Source organism: Nitrospinota bacterium, from assembly GCA_009873635.1.
GTDB lineage: Bacteria > Nitrospinota > Nitrospinia > Nitrospinales > VA-1 > LS-NOB.
In genome coordinates this window covers 1-17943 of sequence record WAHY01000020.1, presented here as the reverse complement: position 1 = coordinate 17943, position 17943 = coordinate 1, and the positions used below count along the sequence as shown (strand labels likewise).

General features: G+C 47.1%; 15 protein-coding genes. 11 read left to right on the top strand and 4 right to left on the bottom strand.

What is annotated here, in order from left to right:
• The first annotated feature begins 5 nt into the window (after positions 1-5).
• Complete coding sequence (locus tag F3741_10515; protein ID MZG31217.1) at positions 6-737, top strand: hypothetical protein; 732 nt, start codon at positions 6-8, stop codon at positions 735-737.
• Positions 738-1172: 435 nt separating this feature from the next.
• Here the strand turns inward: F3741_10515 and F3741_10510 are convergent, their stop codons facing one another.
• Genes F3741_10510 through F3741_10500 form a run of 3 tightly spaced genes read right to left on the bottom strand, consistent with a single transcriptional unit; the run spans position 1173 to position 3451 of the window.
• Positions 1173-2126 carry a galactose oxidase gene (locus F3741_10510; GenBank protein MZG31216.1) on the bottom strand — a complete coding sequence of 318 codons (954 nt, stop codon included), beginning with the start codon at positions 2124-2126 and terminating at the stop codon, positions 1173-1175.
• A gap of 15 nt (positions 2127-2141) precedes the next feature.
• On the bottom strand, positions 2142-3008 hold the full coding sequence (gene kdsA / locus F3741_10505) for a 3-deoxy-8-phosphooctulonate synthase (protein ID MZG31215.1): 867 nt from the start codon (positions 3006-3008) through the stop codon (positions 2142-2144).
• On the bottom strand, positions 3005-3451 hold the full coding sequence (locus F3741_10500) for a hypothetical protein (GenBank protein ID MZG31214.1): 447 nt from the start codon (positions 3449-3451) through the stop codon (positions 3005-3007). Before F3741_10500 ends, kdsA begins: the two co-directional genes overlap by 4 nt.
• Before the next feature lie 165 nt (positions 3452-3616).
• Between F3741_10500 and F3741_10495 the strand changes: the two genes are divergently transcribed.
• From F3741_10495 to F3741_10465, 7 genes are all read left to right on the top strand, one after another.
• The gene (locus tag F3741_10495) at positions 3617-4909 is read left to right on the top strand and encodes a nodulation protein NfeD (GenBank protein MZG31213.1); all 1293 of its coding nucleotides are present in this window, start codon (positions 3617-3619) and stop codon (positions 4907-4909) included.
• Positions 4910-5017: 108 nt separating this feature from the next.
• On the top strand, positions 5018-5857 hold the full coding sequence (locus F3741_10490) for an alpha/beta hydrolase (protein ID MZG31212.1): 840 nt from the start codon (positions 5018-5020) through the stop codon (positions 5855-5857).
• Between the two features lie 74 nt (positions 5858-5931).
• Positions 5932-7095, top strand: coding sequence for a glutamate 5-kinase (proB, locus tag F3741_10485; protein MZG31211.1), 1164 nt, complete (start codon positions 5932-5934; stop codon positions 7093-7095).
• Positions 7096-7192: 97 nt separating this feature from the next.
• Complete coding sequence (locus F3741_10480; GenBank protein MZG31210.1) at positions 7193-7603, top strand: YkgJ family cysteine cluster protein; 411 nt, start codon at positions 7193-7195, stop codon at positions 7601-7603.
• 185 nt (positions 7604-7788) lie between these two features.
• The gene (locus tag F3741_10475; protein MZG31209.1) at positions 7789-9075 is read left to right on the top strand and encodes an adenylosuccinate synthase; all 1287 of its coding nucleotides are present in this window, start codon (positions 7789-7791) and stop codon (positions 9073-9075) included.
• An 87-nt stretch (positions 9076-9162) separates the two neighbouring features.
• On the top strand, positions 9163-10881 hold the full coding sequence (locus F3741_10470) for a carbon starvation protein A (GenBank protein ID MZG31208.1): 1719 nt from the start codon (positions 9163-9165) through the stop codon (positions 10879-10881).
• A 78-nt stretch (positions 10882-10959) separates the two neighbouring features.
• A complete protein-coding gene (locus F3741_10465; protein ID MZG31207.1) occupies positions 10960-11628 on the top strand; it encodes a NifU family protein in 669 nt (222 codons plus the stop codon).
• Positions 11629-11792: 164 nt separating this feature from the next.
• Here the strand turns inward: F3741_10465 and F3741_10460 are convergent, their stop codons facing one another.
• The gene (locus F3741_10460; protein ID MZG31206.1) at positions 11793-14891 is read right to left on the bottom strand and encodes a hypothetical protein; all 3099 of its coding nucleotides are present in this window, start codon (positions 14889-14891) and stop codon (positions 11793-11795) included.
• A 428-nt stretch (positions 14892-15319) separates the two neighbouring features.
• Between F3741_10460 and F3741_10455 the strand changes: the two genes are divergently transcribed.
• From F3741_10455 to F3741_10445, 3 genes are all read left to right on the top strand, one after another.
• Entirely contained in the window at positions 15320-16618 is a 1299-nt protein-coding gene (locus F3741_10455) for an efflux RND transporter periplasmic adaptor subunit (protein MZG31205.1), read from the top strand.
• Positions 16615-17304 (top strand): ABC transporter ATP-binding protein, encoded by a 690-nt coding sequence (locus F3741_10450; protein MZG31204.1) that lies wholly within the window; start codon positions 16615-16617, stop codon positions 17302-17304. Before F3741_10455 ends, F3741_10450 begins: the two co-directional genes overlap by 4 nt.
• 89 nt (positions 17305-17393) lie before the next feature.
• A partial coding sequence (locus F3741_10445) for an ABC transporter permease (protein MZG31203.1) occupies positions 17394-17943 on the top strand: 550 nt, incomplete at its 3' end.

Here is a 17943-nt window from a genome sequence, read left to right as displayed (position 1 = left end):
ACACCATGAACGATTGTATTGCCATATTGGGAGCGTTGAAAGAAGAAATTGCCGGAATCAAACAAGTCATGAAGATTTCAGATCATGAGAGTTTGGGGAAAAGTTCGGCCTGGTCAGGAATATTGGGGCAGCAAAACATAGTCCTTGTTCGGACGGGAGTAGGCAGGCAAAGGGCTGAGGATGCTGCCGTTCAGACTATTGACCGTTTTCAGCCCGCTGCTCTTATCAGTATTGGTTATGCAGGGGCAGTACAGCCCGGACTGAATGTTGGTGACCTGGTGATTGCTGACACGATTATAGATGAAGAGGGAGGTGAATATTTCCCCAACCCCGACTGGCTGGATCGAACCAGAAGTCTCTCTTGCCCGGAGGGTGTCAGAAAGGTTGAAGGTAGATTAATAACCGTTAACAAAGTTATTCATGACCCGGCTGCGAAGGGGGAATTGGGAAAAAACTTTGATGTCCAGGCGGTGGAAATGGAAACCGCTGCAATTGCAAAAGCTGCTAAAATCAAAAGTTGCCCATTATTGTCCTTGCGGGGGATTTCTGACAGGCTGGATCAGGAACTTCTGGACAGTTCTTCGTTTTTAGGCAGTGATGGAGAGATTTCCAGCCTCAAAGCCGGCTGGTATGTTTTGACACATCCCGGCACAATCAAAAATGCCCTGTCACTTCGTACGCAAACCCGGTTTGCAACTCAGGTCATGACAAACTTCCTCACAGGTCTGCTACGTTAATTTTTTCCACAGCTCTCCTGCGTTTAAATTCAAGAATCCCTCAGGAGTTGCCCGTTCCGGGCCTTTCCACAGAAAAACCCCAAACTAATCCGCACGTTATAATAGTTATAACTAATTAAAGGGAAAAAATTGACGAGGAACGGAGCAAAATTTCACTGATAGAACAATTTTTTGGCAGAGGTATGATTGTGGGGGAGTCAAGGTAACTCTTTATTTTGTGGTAGGTTGCTATGTTTTTGTCTGCCTGGCTCTAAAACGGCATGAGGATTGCTTTATTAAGTATTGAAGATTCGAACTGGCACTGCCACCTCCAACGGATTGGGTTGACCTCCAAGTGGCCCAATCCGTGGCGTGCCAAAATCGATGGCTAACAAGCTTTTCTCTCCGGCTCCCTGACAAGGGAGCCGCCCTCCCTCCATTCAAAGTAACTTCGAATTATTTGAGTTTGAATACAGTATGGGTATCGCTTCCGTTTCCACCTGGTTTAGGACCTCCAGTCAGCAGATGTATTTCATCGTTCCATAAAACAGAAGCCAGTCCATGTCTTCCAGATGGCATCGGGGCAAAAGTTTTCCATTTATTTGTTGAGGGGTCATAGGCTTCATTGTTAATGAAGGTACCTTTGCCTGATTCACCTCCAAAGATATGTATTAATCCGTTGAGTACCTGGGAAGTGATGCCACTACGTGCTGTGGGCATTGGGGTATGGCGACTCCATTTTCCTGTTGAGGAATCATAGGATTCATTAGTATCCACGTTATTGTTGAAATTGACATCGACTCGTCCCCCAATGGCGTACAATTTGGAGCCAGTTACTGAAACTGCAAGATGGTCTCTAGGGGTAAGCATTGGGGCGAGGGTTTTCCAGCTATCTGTTTCCGGGTCGTAAACTTCATGTGCAGGAGTATTGACCAGATTGAATAACTCACGATGCGCGCCTCCAACTATATGTATTTTCCCGTTTATGACTCCTGCGGCATGGGCTCCCCGCGCCGTTGGCATAGGAGCTTTGGCGGTCCAGCGGTGGGTTTGAGGATCATACTCAAAGTTAACATTTGAAGGCTTCCACGTTGCTGAACCAAATCCTCCGATGATATATAGTTTGCCGTCTACTACTGAAGCTGTTGTATGGTGAAGTTTGCGGGGAATGGGAACGATCCGACTCCAGGTTCCGGAAACAGGATTCCAGACATCTACCTTGTTAGAGATTCCTTTTGGTGTGAATCCTCCTAGTAAATAAAAATTACCATCAACGAGTGCGGCAGAAGATTCTGTTCTTTTAATTGGTGCGGGAGAAAGCTCAATCCATGAGCCACTGGGCCCAGCCTCGGGTACAAGGGGAAAAATCAGAAATCCTATAAGGAGAGAGATGAAAAATTTTATTTTCATTATTCTTCCTTCACACTAACTGGTACCTCTGCCAAGAGGCATATGTTCTCGTACCACCTGGTCCAGTGCGATCAATTGTTCCAAAAGTTCAGGAAGCAATTCCAGTTTCAGCATATTAGGTCCATCAGATAATGCCTGATCGGGGTCCGGATGGGTTTCCATGAACAGGGCATCGCACCCCACACCTACTGCTCCACGGGCCAGGTCGGGAATCATTTCCCTTTGCCCTCCACTACGAGTGCCCTGGCCTCCTGGTTGCTGCAAGCTATGGGTGGAGTCGAACACGACGGGATATCCATATTCCCGCATTAAAACCAGGGAACGCATATCCACCACCAGGTTATTATAGCCAAATGTTGCCCCCCGTTCTGTAAGCAGGATATTCGTGTTGCCGCTTGCTTCAAGCTTGTCCACTACATTCTTCATATCCCATGGAGCCATGAACTGTCCCTTTTTAACATTGACCGGTTTACCTGTTTCAGAAGCTTTCACCAGAAGGTCAGTTTGTCTGCAAAGAAAAGCCGGGATCTGCAAAACATCAAGCACTTCTGCTGCAGGCTCGACTTCTTCTTCCTTATGAACATCAGATAAAACTGGAATGCCCAGATCGGACTTGATCTTTTTAAGTATTTTCAATCCTTCTATCAATCCCGGACCGCGGAACGACTTGATGGAAGAACGGTTGGCTTTATCGTAGGAAGCTTTAAAAATAAAAGGGACGTTCAATTCTTCGGTAATACGCTTCAGTTTCTCAGCAATGCCCATTGCGCCTTTTTCGGACTCAATCACACAAGGCCCGGCTATCAGAGCTAAAGGATTCCCACCTCCTATTTTGAAGGGGCCTGTAGTAACAGGGTTGGTGGTTTTAGGTGTATTGCTCATTCAGGCCTCGTAGAAAGGGCGTTTTGCACTTCTTTAGAAATAGGGACGGGATGCGGAACTTCAGTCCGGGGCGGCAGCCCTTCTTCAGCAAGCAGACCCAGCATAATTTCGCGAACCTTCTCATTGTTGCTGGCTTTGTATACGTTGGGAAATCCATATTCTTTAATTTGAGCAAGATTGATATCTGGGAAATCATTAGTCAGAAGAAAAATTACAGGAGTGATCCGGTACTTCTTTTTTATATTCACCAGATGTTTGATTTCGTTTTTTTCCTTACGTGGGACAAATACCATCAGGTCGCAACGAAGAAGATCATTTTTTTTAAAACAATCGTTCGGGGAAACAAATGTAATGATGGTGAAAATTTCTTCGCTGAGAAATTTTGCCATTTGTATGCGTTCACTTCTGACCGGGTCAACGATGAAGATCGTCTTGTAATCCATAAATCCGTCCTGAAATTGAAATCAAATCCTATTCACCAAGTTTAACATTAAATATAGCGCTGGTACCATAAAATCAGAAGCTGTTGAAATGCATGGTTTGCTTTATTCATTTCCTTATGGAACAATATTATAACGATATGAACGGAAAACTCTCTGGTCATCCCGATGAATAAACAAATTGGTTTTCTATTGCTGATTTTGTTTCTGGTTGTTCCTCCCGCATACTCAAAAGACCGTGTGGTTGTTGTCAAAATATCAGGGGCTATCAATCCTGCAGTCGCTGAATATGTTTCCCATGAAATCAGCCAGGCCAACACTGAAATGGATGCGTTGATTGTTCTGCACATGGACACACCCGGAGGCCTCGACACTTCGATGCGGCAGATTATCAAAAAAATTCAAAAGTCTGAGGTGCCTGTCGCTTCATTTGTAGCGCCGAGCGGATCCCGAGCTGCTTCAGCGGGAACGTTTATCACCATAGCGTCACATATTGCCGCCATGGCACCGGGGACCAATATTGGCGCTGCGCATCCAGTGAATATGATGGGTGGGGGAGGTGACAGTGAACAGGCTAAAACTATGGAGAAGAAGGTTGTTAACGATGCGGCTGCCTACATCCGCTCTCTGGCGGAGCATAGAAAACGCAACGCTCATTGGGCTGAACTGGCTGTGGTCAATAGCGTATCGATTTCGGCGGAAGAGGCTCTTAAGTTAAACGTCATCGATCTTGTTGCCAATGATGTGAAAGCATTGGTGCTGGCTGTTAATGGAAGAAAAGTGCAGGTTGTCACCGGGGACGTCACGCTCAAAACTGAAAACCTGGAAATCATTTACCATGAGATGAACCCAAGGCAGAAAATGCTGGATATCATTTCCAACCCGAACGTAGCATATATACTCATGATGGTTGGAATGGTTGGTCTGTATTTTGAGTTGTCCAATCCGGGATTGATTCTTCCCGGGGTGATCGGTGCCATCAGCCTCATTCTTGCCCTCTATGCAATGCAGACTTTGCCCATCAACTATGCGGGCCTTTTGCTGATTCTTCTCGGAGCCATTTTATTCATCGCTGAAATCAGCATTATGAGTTACGGGCTGTTATCTGTGTCCGGGGTGATATCTATTTTTCTTGGGTCCACCATGCTGATAGACAGCGAAGACCCTGCTATGCAAATTTCACGGGCAATTTTATATCCTACATTGGGACTGACAATAGTTCTGTCGATTGGCATTATTGTTCTTGCTACTCGTACAAGGAATCTCAGGAAATTGGGGGGTATGGAAGGAATGATAGGTGAAACAGGCCTGGTTAAGGAATCCCTGAATCTGCATGGCAGTGTTCTGGTTCACGGTGAGTTGTGGGAAGCAGAATCTGATACCCAGGTAAACGAGGGAGAAATGGTTCGGGTTGATTCTATAGAAGGCCTGAAAATAAAAGTCTCTAAAGTTGACAAATAGCCGTGGGGAATATCAGTACTGGTTCGTTATGCATGGTAAACAAATGTCATCATTATTAAGTTATTGCAAGCTGGAGGTACTGCACTCATTTTTCTCCGGACAAATAAGGTGACCTGGATTCAGTCTGCCGGGCTGCTGATTTTTGGCGTTCTGATTTACCTGGCAATTCTGCTCCTTTTTGAAAACAAAATCATTTATCATCCTTCACGTTATCCGGAAGGATTCTGGGACCCGGTTTCTACTGGCGTTCCTGCACAGGACATTTTTTTTCATGCAGAAGATGGAGTAAAACTGCACGGCTGGTTTATTCCTGCTCCCAATGCAATTGCCACCTTGCTATGGTTTCACGGTAATGCCGGGAACCTCAGCCACCGGCTGGATAACATCCACCGCCTGAAGCCACTCAAACTGAATATTTTTATCTTCGATTATCGCGGTTATGGAAAAAGTGAAGGAACCCCTGACGAAGAAGGTATTTATAAGGATTCACGGGCGGCTTATAAGAAAGCTCTTGAAATGGAAGGCGTGTCTGTTGACTCCCTGTTTCTTTTTGGCCGTTCTTTAGGCGGCATTTGTGCCGTTGAGACGGCGATGAACCATCCTGCCAGAGGATTGATTCTCGAATCGGTTTTCACGAATTCTGCGGATATGTCCCGACAAGTCGTTCCGCTTATTCCTCTTGGTTGGGCAATTCGATCTAAATTGGATGCTGTTTCGAAAGTTCCGCACCTGAAACTTGCAAAGTTGTTTTTGCATGGAACGCGCGATGAAATCGTCCCTTATGACCTGGGGCGAAAACTATTTGAACAGGCTGCTGAACCTAAATCCTTTTACCCGATTGAAGGGGCCGAACATAATGACACGTATATAATGGGTGGAACAGGCTATTTTAATGCTATAAACCGGTTTATCAATGAAACCCTGAAAAACTCCAAGAATAGGCCATGACACCGCTGAAATTTTAGGTTACATTTTCCCCTGCGGATTTTTTATCAGATAATACTCAGTAATATCCCGAATATATGAATGTACGTAAAGAAATTATAAATAATATAAAAACCGTTGTCGTCAAGATTGGAAGCAGTGTCATTTCCAATCGTGATAAGGGTCGATCATCGCTGGAATGCGGACTGAGTAAGGACTGGGTGCGTCATTATGCCCGCAAAATAAAGTTCATTCGTGACAAAGGCTACAATGTTGTACTGGTCTCATCTGGCGCCATCATGGCAGGAAGGGAGCGTTTGGAATTTGGTCGTGCTGATTTGACGGTGCCTGAAAAACAGGCCTGCGCCGCAATCGGTCAGAGCTTCCTGATGCATACCTATGAGAAGGCTTTCGAAAGAAAAGAACTGAAAGTGGCCCAGATTCTTTTGAGTCACGAAGACCTTAAAAACCGCACACGTTACCTGAATGCCAAACACACTATAGAAGCACTTCTGGAAAAGGGCGTTGTTCCCATCATCAATGAAAATGATTCGGTAACTGTTGAGGAGATTAAAATTGGTGACAACGATACCCTTTCAGCAACGGTGGCCTGTCTGGTTGACGCGCAACTACTGATAATTCTTTCGGATGTAGAAGGTTTGTTTGACAAAGACCCATCCAAAAAAGTGGGCCCGGGAGGAGAAAAAGCACAATTGATTTCTCATATTTCCAGAGTGAATGAAGGCATTGAGCAAATAGCAGGAAAAAGCAATAACCGTTTAACCGTTGGGGGTATGCTCACCAAGGTTCTGGCCGCAAAAAAAACCATGAGCTTTGGAATTCCTGCCCTGGTTGTTAATGGCCTCGATGATAAAGTCATCGAGAATATTTTTTCCGGTAAAGAAGTGGGAACATTATTTTGGTCAGGTAAAGGAAAGATCCGCGACCGAAAACATTGGATCGCCCATACACTGAAACCTGCAGGAACATTAACGGTCGATGAGGGTGCACGAAAAGCTCTGGTAGAAAGGGGGAAAAGTCTGCTCCCTGCAGGACTGGTGAAGGTGAAAGGAAAGTTTGAGTTTGGTAGCGCCCTGACCCTCATCGATGAGGCCGGGCAAGAAATCGGACGTGGACTGGTCAATTATAACTCCCGTGACCTGGAACAGATCAAAGGCATGAAAACTTCTGCTGTGCGGAATATGATGGGAGACTCCTATTACGAAGAAGTGATCCATCGTGACGATATGGTGGTTTTCTAAACGACTGACGTGGAGGCAATGTGCAGAAGCATGTTGACCCTGGAATATTTTTACCATCGATTAACTGTATCGCAAGTATCCAGCGGGGGATTTCCACATGGCTAAGTGGTGGGAAAAAGAACCGCTGCGTTTTGAATGTCAGCCTGATTGTTTCAAATGTTGTATAAAACCGGGAATCGTGCATTTTGACCGTGAAGACATCCGCAATGCCGCCAACATTCTTGAAATCTCTCCGGCAGAATTTAAGAAATCCTACCTCACCCGTGATGACGGCGAGTGGGTTCTTGAAGTCGGGGAAGTGGGTGAACCCTGCACGTTTTTGACTGACCAGGGATGCGGCATCCATGAAGGCAAGCCAAAACAATGCTCCACCTATCCGTTCTGGCGAGAAAATATGGACTCCAAGCTCATGTGGAGACTCGTTGGTGGGTTTTGTCCCGGTATCGATATTGGTCCAATGGTTCCTTTGGAAACCATCAAATCCTTCCTGAAAAAATTCCGCCACTAGCCCCGGAGAGCCGCCGGTGGCAATTATCAATATCTTTATTAGCCGAGAAACCTGTTTTCATCCAGAATTAGCCATTGCTAGTTGGCTCCATGCCTAATGGTTGACAAGATGGGGGTGGGTGAGGATAATAGCCCGCTGGGCGCAGACTTAATCTGTATTTTATTATTTATCTTAAGAGGTTTCGTATGCCGGTTGCGGTAGTAGTAGGAATGCAGTGGGGAGATGAGGGAAAAGGTAAAATCATCGACCTGCTGGCCGAAAATGTTGAGGTGGTGGCCCGGTACCAGGGAGGCCATAACGCCGGACATACGATTTGTTTCAATGAGAAACAATTTGTTCTGCATCTGATCCCTTCAGGAATATTCCATGAAAATAAGTTATGTGTGATCGGCAACGGGGTAGTGGTGGACCCGAAGGCTTTGGTCGAGGAAATGCGCCTGTTGGAAGAAACCGGTATTGAACTGCAAGGCAGACTTGTCATCAGTGACCGGGCAAATATCATCATGCCTTATCATGGCACCAGCGACAAAAGCCGTGAGAGCGGAAGCGGATTCCAGAAAATCGGCACAACAGGCAGGGGCATTGGTCCTTCTTATGCCGATAAAATAGCCCGGGCTGGAATCAGGATCTGTGACCTTCGGGATGAAAACTACCTGTCCGAGCGGTTGCGGGCCAACTATGATGAAAAACAAAAGATTTTAAAATGCCTGTATGGTACCGAATTGCCCGAGTTTAACAGTTTGCTGGACGAACTGATGGGCTATCGAGAAACCATCCTGAAATATATCGCAGATACCCATGTCCTGATGCGTGATCAAATAGCAAATGGGAAAAACATCTTGTGCGAAGGTGCGCAGGGAACCATGCTGGATGTAGATCATGGAACTTACCCCTTTGTAACATCTTCCAACTCAACAGTGGGAGGTGCATGTACAGGATTGGGATTTCCACCCACGAAAGTGGATCGTGTGCTGGGCGTGATCAAGGCTTACACAACGAGGGTTGGTGAAGGTCCGTTCCCCACCGAATTGTCGGATGCGGATGGTGAACGCCTCGGTAAGGTGGGGCATGAATTTGGCGCGACAACCGGCAGGCCCCGGCGGTGCGGATGGTTCGATGCGGTGGTTGCCAGGTACGGTGTTCAGCTCAATGGTGTAGACGCGTTGCTCCTCACTAAAGTTGATGTCCTCGATGGGTTCAAAACCATCAAGGTTTGTACCGGTTATAAATATAAAGGAAAAGTTTTTTCAGATATGCCTGCTGATCCGGAAGTTGTGGCAAATTGTGAGCCCGATTATGTCGAGTTTGACGGTTGGTCGGGAAGCACTGCCGGTGTGCAGGACTTCGAAAAACTGCCTCAAAATGCCAGGGATTATATTGCCCGGTTGAGCGACCTGGTCGAAACACCATTCATGCTGATCTCCACTGGACCGGACCGCGAACAAACCATTCTGCGCGATTCTCTGTTCTAGTTTTATACCGGGATAAAACCTTCTTATCCTCTCATCCACTCTTTGATATAATATTAAGGAATAGTCTAACTTTTTCAGGATGTGTCCATGTTGACCATTGTCATACTGGTTTCAGCCTGCCTGTTTTTTTATTTCGTGGGTTTCCGGGGTTATGCTCAACGGCTTGACCAGGAACTCGTTCGCCCGGAATCAGCACGTGAAACCCCCGCAGTAAAACAAAACGATGGAGTGGATTATGTGCCAAGCAAACCACTGGTATTGTTCGGGCATAATTTCGCGTCTATCGCTGGTGCAGGCCCGGTTATTGGTCCCATCATCGCCATGCACCATTTTGGCTGGGCAATAACTCTGGTCTGGATAGTACTGGGCAGTGTTTTCATCGGTGCGGTTCATGACTACCTGACACTCATGGTCTCGGTGCGCAACCGCGGAAGCTCTATCGCCGATATCGCTGAAACCACTATGGGATACCGGGCCAAAGCGGTGTTCGCCATTTTTCTCATACTGGCAATGTTGCTGGTCATAGCTGTCTTTGGTGTGGTGGCGGCGAAAACACTCATCGCGCAACCGGAGATGGTTTTCCCCACGTTTGCGATCATTCCCGTTTCGATGATACTCGGCTGGTGCATTTATAAAAAGAATTTCAGTCTCAAGATCGCTTCCGCCGTTGCGGTTCTTGCGGTCATTGTGAATATTTATATTGGATTTAAAATCCCACTCCCTCTACCGGATGGAGGGGTGATGGGACTTTCCCCACTGATGTTCTGGTTTGTTGTGTTGATGGTTTATGCCGGTGTGGCCTCGATCATGCCTGTGCAAACTCTGCTGCAACCCCGTGACTACCTGTCAACCTTTATCCTGTTTGGTTCCATGACACTGGGCATTATTGCGTTACTTTGGGTGGCACCGGGATTAAACACCCCGGCATGGAGAGGTGCGATGTCTGATGCGCAGGGTCCCGTCTGGCCGATGTTGTTTGTGCTGGTTGCCTGTGGCGCGATATCCGGTTTCCATTCTCTGGTCGCGGGCGGCACCACCTCAAAACAACTGGCGGATGAAACCCAGGGCAGAGTCATTGCCTACGGCGGCATGCTCACCGAAGGGGTGGTCGCGGTTGTCACTGTCCTCATGGTCGGAGGTGGGCTCTATTGGGTAGCTCCCGAAGGTGGGGGAATCGATATGGCAAAACTTGGGTTCCGTGAAACCCTGCAATCGGGCGGATGGATCCTGGCTTTTGGTAATGGATACGGCAACGTGGTGCATCATATGCTGCCGGTTTTGGGTTTTACGTTCGCGTCCATGATCGCGGTGCTGGCACTGAACACATTTGTACTGACCACTTTAGACACGGCGGTGCGCATCACACGATTCCTGGTTCAGGAAGCTTTGGGACAGCACTTGCCGGTGTTCCGCGATAAATATATTGTGACGGTCACCGTGGTGTTTGCCGCATACCTGATCGGGGCGACCGATGGCTGGCAGAAAATCTGGCCCATTTTTGGCGCGACCAACCAGCTCATCGCGGCAGTGGCTCTGTTTGTGGTGGCGACCTGGTTGATGGCGGTCAAACGTCCTACTCAATATGTGCTTTATCCGGCTTTGTTCATGGTGGTGACCACCATCGCGGCGTTAAGCTGGCAGGCCTGGCAGTTCTTCAGTGCTCCGGAGCCTAATATGTTCCTGGGAACAACAGCAGTGGTGCTTGTCGGGTTGGCGGTGTTTGTCGCTTACGAGGCCATGCAGTCCCTTAAAGGACGCCGGGTGGCGGTGGGTTCGATCGCCGATGTTCCTTCCAACGCCGAATGAGTTGAGATAGTGTTTGGTTCCCACGTTTGAATGGTTTAAGATAGTTGCCATCCATTAAATATTGAAAGTCCCATAGTTGTGAAGATCAGCGAGATCCTGGCTATCCAGGAAAAATTGAAAGAAAAAAACCAGACGGCAAATAAGCCGAAGCCTAAACCGAAGGCCAACCCCAATCTCAAGAAGGCCTTAAAAGTTGTCCGCACGAAAGAGACACCGAACCCTAATGCGCTGCAGTTCGTCATCAACGCGGTGATTCTTGATAATGGCAACATTTCGTTTGCCAGCAAGAAAGAAGCTGAAAATGACAAAATGGCCAAAGCCGTTTTCGAAAAACCCGGGGTGATCAGTGTGTTCGTCATGGACAATTTCGTCACCGTGACCAAAGACGACAAGACAAGCTGGGTTCCTCTTAAAGACCGGGTTTGGAAGTCTATCGAAGAAAACGTGACCGTCTACCAGGCCGAAGGCAAAGTGCAGTTGAGCGATGTCGATGTCGTCAACTTCGAAAAACTCAATGACGAGAAAAAACTTCAAGGTATAGAAATGGTGCTCAACCGTTCGATCCGCTCCAACCTGGCGGCGGATGGCGGCGGTGTGGAACTCAAAGGCATCAAAGGTGATGAAGTCAGCATCCATTATCAGGGTGCCTGCGGCAGTTGCCCCACCTCCACCAGCGGAACCCTGCAGTATATTCAGACCCAACTGCGCCAGCAACTGCACCCCAAACTGACCGTCAAGTCCGTCTAACCAGCGTGAAGCTGGAAGCAATGTAAAACCCCGTCATCGCGAGTGACTAAAAGGAGCGTGGCGATCCACTAAGGTTTATCTTCATGCTGTTTGAAAGTCTGCGTTCACCGATTGAACCCGCAGCCGATAGCAGTCAGTAGCAGTCTTCTCAATCGCCATCTAAATTATTTGGAAAGGTTCATGAGACCTTTTAAAATGCTGCCCGGTTTTTCGGTCAGGGATTTATGCGGCAACAACATGAAGTCGGGTTTGCTGAGTTTTCCATCGACCTTGAAATAGGTTTCGATCACGCCACCCTTTTTCCCACCACCCAGTATTTGACCTAACAGGGGAATTGCCTTGATGGTCTTGTCCAGCATTTGCAGGGGCATGGCTTTGACCTGTGCCAGAACCGTGTCTTCCACCAGGTTGGCCTTGCCCACAACATTCATGTTGACTTGCGGACTCTTCATCTCGAAATTATCTGTGTGGATCACACCTTTTGCGATCTCAAAATCTCCCCCCATGTAGTCATAGCTCAACCCTTCTTTTTTGGCGTTAATGGCTGTGGTTGGATTGAGCAGGGTGAGCAACCCTTCTACCGCGCCGAGTTGGGGGATGGCTCCATCTACAAGTTCTATTCTTACTTTGCCGGAGAGGTTTTTGGAATAATCAGGCAGACCCGGTGTGGCGGTGCCTTGAGGCAGGGTGCCGGTTAAGAATCCTGAAAGCTGTAATGGACCTGCAAGGTGAGGTGGCAACAGTTCTTCCACTTTTAATTTATCGCCTTTGAACTTTATGCGGTAGCTGCCGGTCTCGGGTTTGAAGTTGCCGCCAAGCTGGACGAGTCCATTCATGGGCCATACTTTGCCATTGGTAAGATCAATTTTTCCTTCAGTGACTTTAACCAATCCACTGGCTTTTTTAAAGTTCCTGTTATCAAGCTTGATGCCTTGCATGTCGAACTTTGCCTGGGTTGAGCCGGCGGAGGTGAGGTCGAGTTTTAATGTTTCGACCTGGTTTTCATTAAGAACCAGTTTATCTCCTTCAAAATTTCCTTTCAGTTTCAGTGCCGGAGAAATTTTTCCATCGGAGGGGAGTGGGCCTTTTATATTTAACTTTCCGGTCAACGTCCCGGAGGAAGGACCGTTTTCAAAAACAAGAGGAACCCAGTTCAGGTTAATGTGTTCCAACTCAATGTCGGAGTCGGCGGTGATATTATTTTTAAGGAAAACCAACTTTCCTTTCGTGAGCATTTTACCGCCAAACAGGTTGCCATTCAGGTTGTGGGTGAGTTTTCCTTTTAGTAGATTTGTTTTCCCTTCCAGTTGCTGTATGTTCACCGGCAGGTTGCCAGCCGAAATTTTCAAGTCAGTTACTTTAAAAGATGTACCAATGCTCAGGTTGCTGTTGAAAACTTGTTCCGCGTCTGGAAGAGGACCCTTCAGTGAGACGGTTCCTGACACAGAACCCTGCTCAGGTCGAGTTTCGATTGGGAGCTGACTCATATCTATATTGGCGAACTCAATTCTGTTGTTTAGCACAGGGGGACTGGACCCGGAAGCAGAGAGAATGACTCTTCCATCTGAATGGATGGTGCCGCTGAACACATCACCCTTTACATCATAATTTACCTGATGATTTTTATAATCCCCACTCCCTTCCAACTGATTCAGTGAGAGGGTTTTGTCCGCGTTCTGCAGTTTAAGGTTTTGTGTGTTGAACGATCCTTCAAGTTGTCCGGCAAAACTTTTTCCAGTGTCAGGAGCCGGACCGGTCACTGTAAGATTGCCAGAGACCAGGCCTTCTACAGGATGCCAGCCTTCACTGGCAGGTAAAGGCAATTGCGCTATATTCAGCCCTGACCATTTGATCTGTTCGTCCAAAATTTGTTTGTCTTTGTTGAGCGGTAATTTCCCTTGAATATCAAAATTGCCTCCCCAAACGTTGCCTTGCATTGCATGTTTAAGTTGGCCTTTGTCAAAATCGCCACGTCCTGTTAATTGGCTCAATTCTATGATTTGTTCATCGTGCTCTACAACCAGCCCTGTCGTGTTGAACTCGAATGAGCCATTAAGCCGGTGCGCTTCTTTTGGGAGCGGACCGTTTAGCGAAGCTTTGCCGGAAATTGTTCCCCTGGTTGGTCTCCATGACATACCGTTTTTTAGCGGAAGGTTTGATAGATCGAGGTTTTTCCATTCAATATTGGAAACGGAATTTTTATCGAGTCCTGAAAAAGAAAGCTTGCCATTTAGATTGAATTCACTGCCGAGGGCGGAACCGGAAAAGTTGTGGCTGACCAGTCCCTTCGCCCATTCACCTTCACCTTCTAACGATTGAATCGAAATATTGTCTTTCAAATCCGCGTTGCGAATTTTCAATTCAATGTGGCCCGCCATTTTATTTTTCAGGTTTTCAATCTTGCTGAGGGAGTTGAGCGGAAACTCGTTTTTCAAAAGTAGACGGTCCACCTCAAGGTTTTCAACTGGAACTTCCAAAACCTCAAAAAACTGCAGGGCGGGTTGAAGGTCTTTAAGTGAAAATCCACCAGTTTTTACATTGATTGCGATTCCAGCGTTATCTGCCATAAGATTTGAAACTTTTCCGTCACCTTCTAACATCATGGCTCCGGTTTTCACTTTCACCTCTCTTGCTGAAATGTCCATTCCTGCGTTCCGGTTCAGTTCAAAAGTTCCGTCTACGTTCAATAGGAGTTGTTCTGAACTTCCGGGCCGTGTCAAAGTGACTACACCATCGGAAATGACAAATTTATCGATCGTCAGGGGAGTCTCTGTTACTTTTTGGGAAGTGGAATTTATGGCTTCAGGGCTGACGGGGCCTTGTTCTTTTGACGGTGTGTCTTTTTTGGGCTCTTCTCGTTCAGCGGGTTGTTCGGATGCTTTTGCGATTTCCAGCCTTATCACTGGATGCTCCAGTGCCGCGGATTTTATTTTAAACTCCCCACTGAGCAGTGGGCTCCATGCGGCCAGCAAATCCAGTCGATCTACGGAATAATGGTTGCCTTCCGGTGTGTTCACTTTTACGCCTTTGCATTGTAAACCCAGGCCATGGGAGAACCCGAACCCTATCGAATCGATCTCCACCTTCATTCCGGTTTCGCTGGCAACTTTTTTGATAACATTTTCTTTTACCGCTTCGAGGTCAATTTGTGTCAGGATGATAAGAACGACAAGAATCAGGGCTAATGGACCCCAGAACCATGGTTTCCGGGCAAACCGGGTTAGGGGGGCAGATTCCTTGTTTTTTGCGGGGTTAGGGGCCATAAAACGCTCAAGTTATCGGGTCATATGCCGATCTCAGGTTAGAGAGATAATTCCTTTATTTTAGCACACTTACCGGCCAGTGGCCGGTGACAAATGCAAGGACTTTAATAGGCTAACAATAGTTAACTCGGCTTTGAAGAGCTTGTGTTAATTGCTCCCCTCGATAGAGGGGCTACTAGGCGTAGGGTCAGCGGGAAATAGCTTTACCTGGAAACAAATAATTGTATCGGCTTAAAAAAACTATAGCAAACTGCCTCCCCTGCCAAGGGGCGTGGGACCAACGAGCAATAGCTTTAATTGGCTATAAGTTTTTTTTCTTGGCTGAAAAAGGTATTAATAGTTGCTGCGGAGGCTACACCGTCACTTGGTTCGAAGCCTGGTTGGTTGGAAATGATAAAATTAATGAAACGTAACTCGATGGTTCAATTATGAAGATTTCGGAAAGACTCCGGAGTCTTTTGTTGTTGGTGATTTTTGCCGGTGGTTTGATTTGGGCCTGGCAGGAAGGGAAGCTGGATCCGGTTATAAAAACCGGTCGGGAAATAATTTTCGGAAAGCCTCCTAAAAAACCCACGGCGAAGGATTTCAAATTTAAACCGGTTACCCGTCAGGATGTACGCCAGAAAGTTCTGGCTACAGGAACCGTGACCCTGAAGACGGGTGCTGAAGTTAAAATTGGCGCACGTATTTCCGGGCAGGTGAAAAGTCTGCTTGTGAAAATTGGTGATTTCATTCGCGCGGGAGAAATCATCGCAGTTATTGAACATGAAGACCTGCTTTCAAGAGTGGCACGTTTTCAGGCTGACCTGGATGCTGAACAAGCCCGGCTGGAAAAAATTCGCGCAGAGGGTCCCCTGGAAATCAATAAGGCTGTTGCGGAGCGTGAAGAGCTGCAAGTCCAGATCAAGCTGGCGCAGAAAATGGTAGAGCGGAATAAGGAGCTTAATACGAAAGGCTTTGTCTCCACCACTGTGCTGGATGAATCGGAAGAAAGACTGGAAGTGTTGAAAGCGAGGATCAATTTGGCGAACGAAGAGTTGAAACTCAAGCGGAGCCAGTTGGAAAATGATACACGGCTGGCTGAGGCCATGGTCGACAAGGCTCAGGCAAACCTGGATGAAGAAGAGATTCAACTGACTTATGCTTCAATCACCGCCCCTATAGACGGTATTGTCGCGTTTATTTCAACCCAGGAAGGGGAAACCGTTGTGGCCAGCCTCAACGCTCCGACATTTGTTACTCTTATTGACCTTCGTAAGCTGGAAGTCACGGTATATGTCGATGAAACAGATATAGGTCGCATAAAAGTTGGACAGAAGGCGAAGTTCACAGTGGATACATATGCTGATAAGTTTTTCAATGGCAAGGTCAGGGAGATTCGCCCGAAAGCGGTGATCAAGGATAACGTGGTGAACTACGAAGTGATTCTTGATATTGAGAAAAAGAACATTGCGAAACTCAGGCCGGAAATGACGGCAAATGTTGTGGTTACAACAGGGACCCGGAAAAATGTTCTGACCATCCCGAAGGAAGCGGTCAAGCGTGAAGGCAAAAAAACTTTTGTTGTCATGGAAAAAAATGGCGGGCTCAAAGACATGCCTGTTGAGCTGGGTTGGCGAGATGGTCGTATAATAGAAGTGACCTCTGGACTCAATGATGGCGACCAGGTTGGCATTCCTGATAAGCCTTTAAAGAAAAAAAGGGAAGGTAGAAGGCGGCGGCGATGAACATAATTGAAATGAACTCCATCTGCAAGAGCTATCGGAATATTGGTTTCGAGACCCAGGTTCTTAAAGATGTGACGCTTCATATCAAAGAAGGTGATTATGTCAGCATAATCGGTCCATCCGGAGCGGGTAAAAGCACACTCATGGCAATCATGGGTTGTCTGGCTCAGCCTACAAGTGGTGAGTATATACTCGATGGTGAAGAGGTGGGTCAGTTGAGCGACCGCAAACTTTCCCGTGTCCGCAACGAAAAAATTGGTTTTGTGTTTCAGGCCTTTCATCTGCTGCCGGGAGTTACGGCGCTGGATAATGTCATTCTTCCCATGGTCTACGCAAAGAATTCTCCCTTTAATGTCAAGGACCGTGCTCGTGAACTTCTTGCCAAGGTGGGTCTTGAACACCGTTTGCACCACACGCCGGGTCAGTTATCAGGCGGGGAGCAACAAAGGGTCACCATAGCGCGGTCTCTGATCAATGACCCCAGAATTATTCTCGCCGATGAGCCTACAGGGAACCTGGACTCAAAGAACGGTATCGAAACCATGAGGACCTTCGACAATCTCATCAAGGAAGGTAAGACCATTGTTCTCATCACTCATGACTCCGATGTGGCAAATCACGCCGGACGTATCATATCCATCCTGGATGGGCAGATTGATTCAGACAATCTGGTGAGCCACGAATAAAAAACTCTTTAAGCCGGCGTATGCGAATTTTTAAAAATCTGAGACAAGCCATTCGGGGGTTAAGGCTGAACCGCGGCAATACCGTTCTCATGACATTAGGTGTGATGATTGGAATCGCGTCTTTGACGGTCATTGTGGCAATTGGGGATGGCATCAAGATAAAAGTTCTCAATCGAATCACCAACATGGGTTTTGGCCCGGAATCATTTTCGGTTATCGCGGGAGCCGGAAGAATGTTTTTTACACGCTCGAAAAACACCACCAGTATGACACTTCAAGATGCTGAAGACCTGCTTGCTTTACCAACAGTCCGGTTGGTAGTTCCACGTCAGAGAACAAGAATGCAGATGATCTATAAAAAGGAATTCACCAGCACACGTGTTTATGGTGTGACGCCGGATTGGCAGTTAGCCCGTGGATGGAAGACGGAAGATGGTGATTTTTTATCCGATAGTGACCTGGAGCGTAGAAGACGAGTAGTGGTTCTGGGCGCGACTCCTGCCAGAAAACTTTTCAAAGGCAAGGATCCTATAGGAAAAATGGTGCGTCTGAAAAATAATTATTATCAAGTCATCGGACTGCTTGAAGAGAAAGGTTTGACCGAAAGCGGATACGATCCGGATGACCGTGCTTTGATTC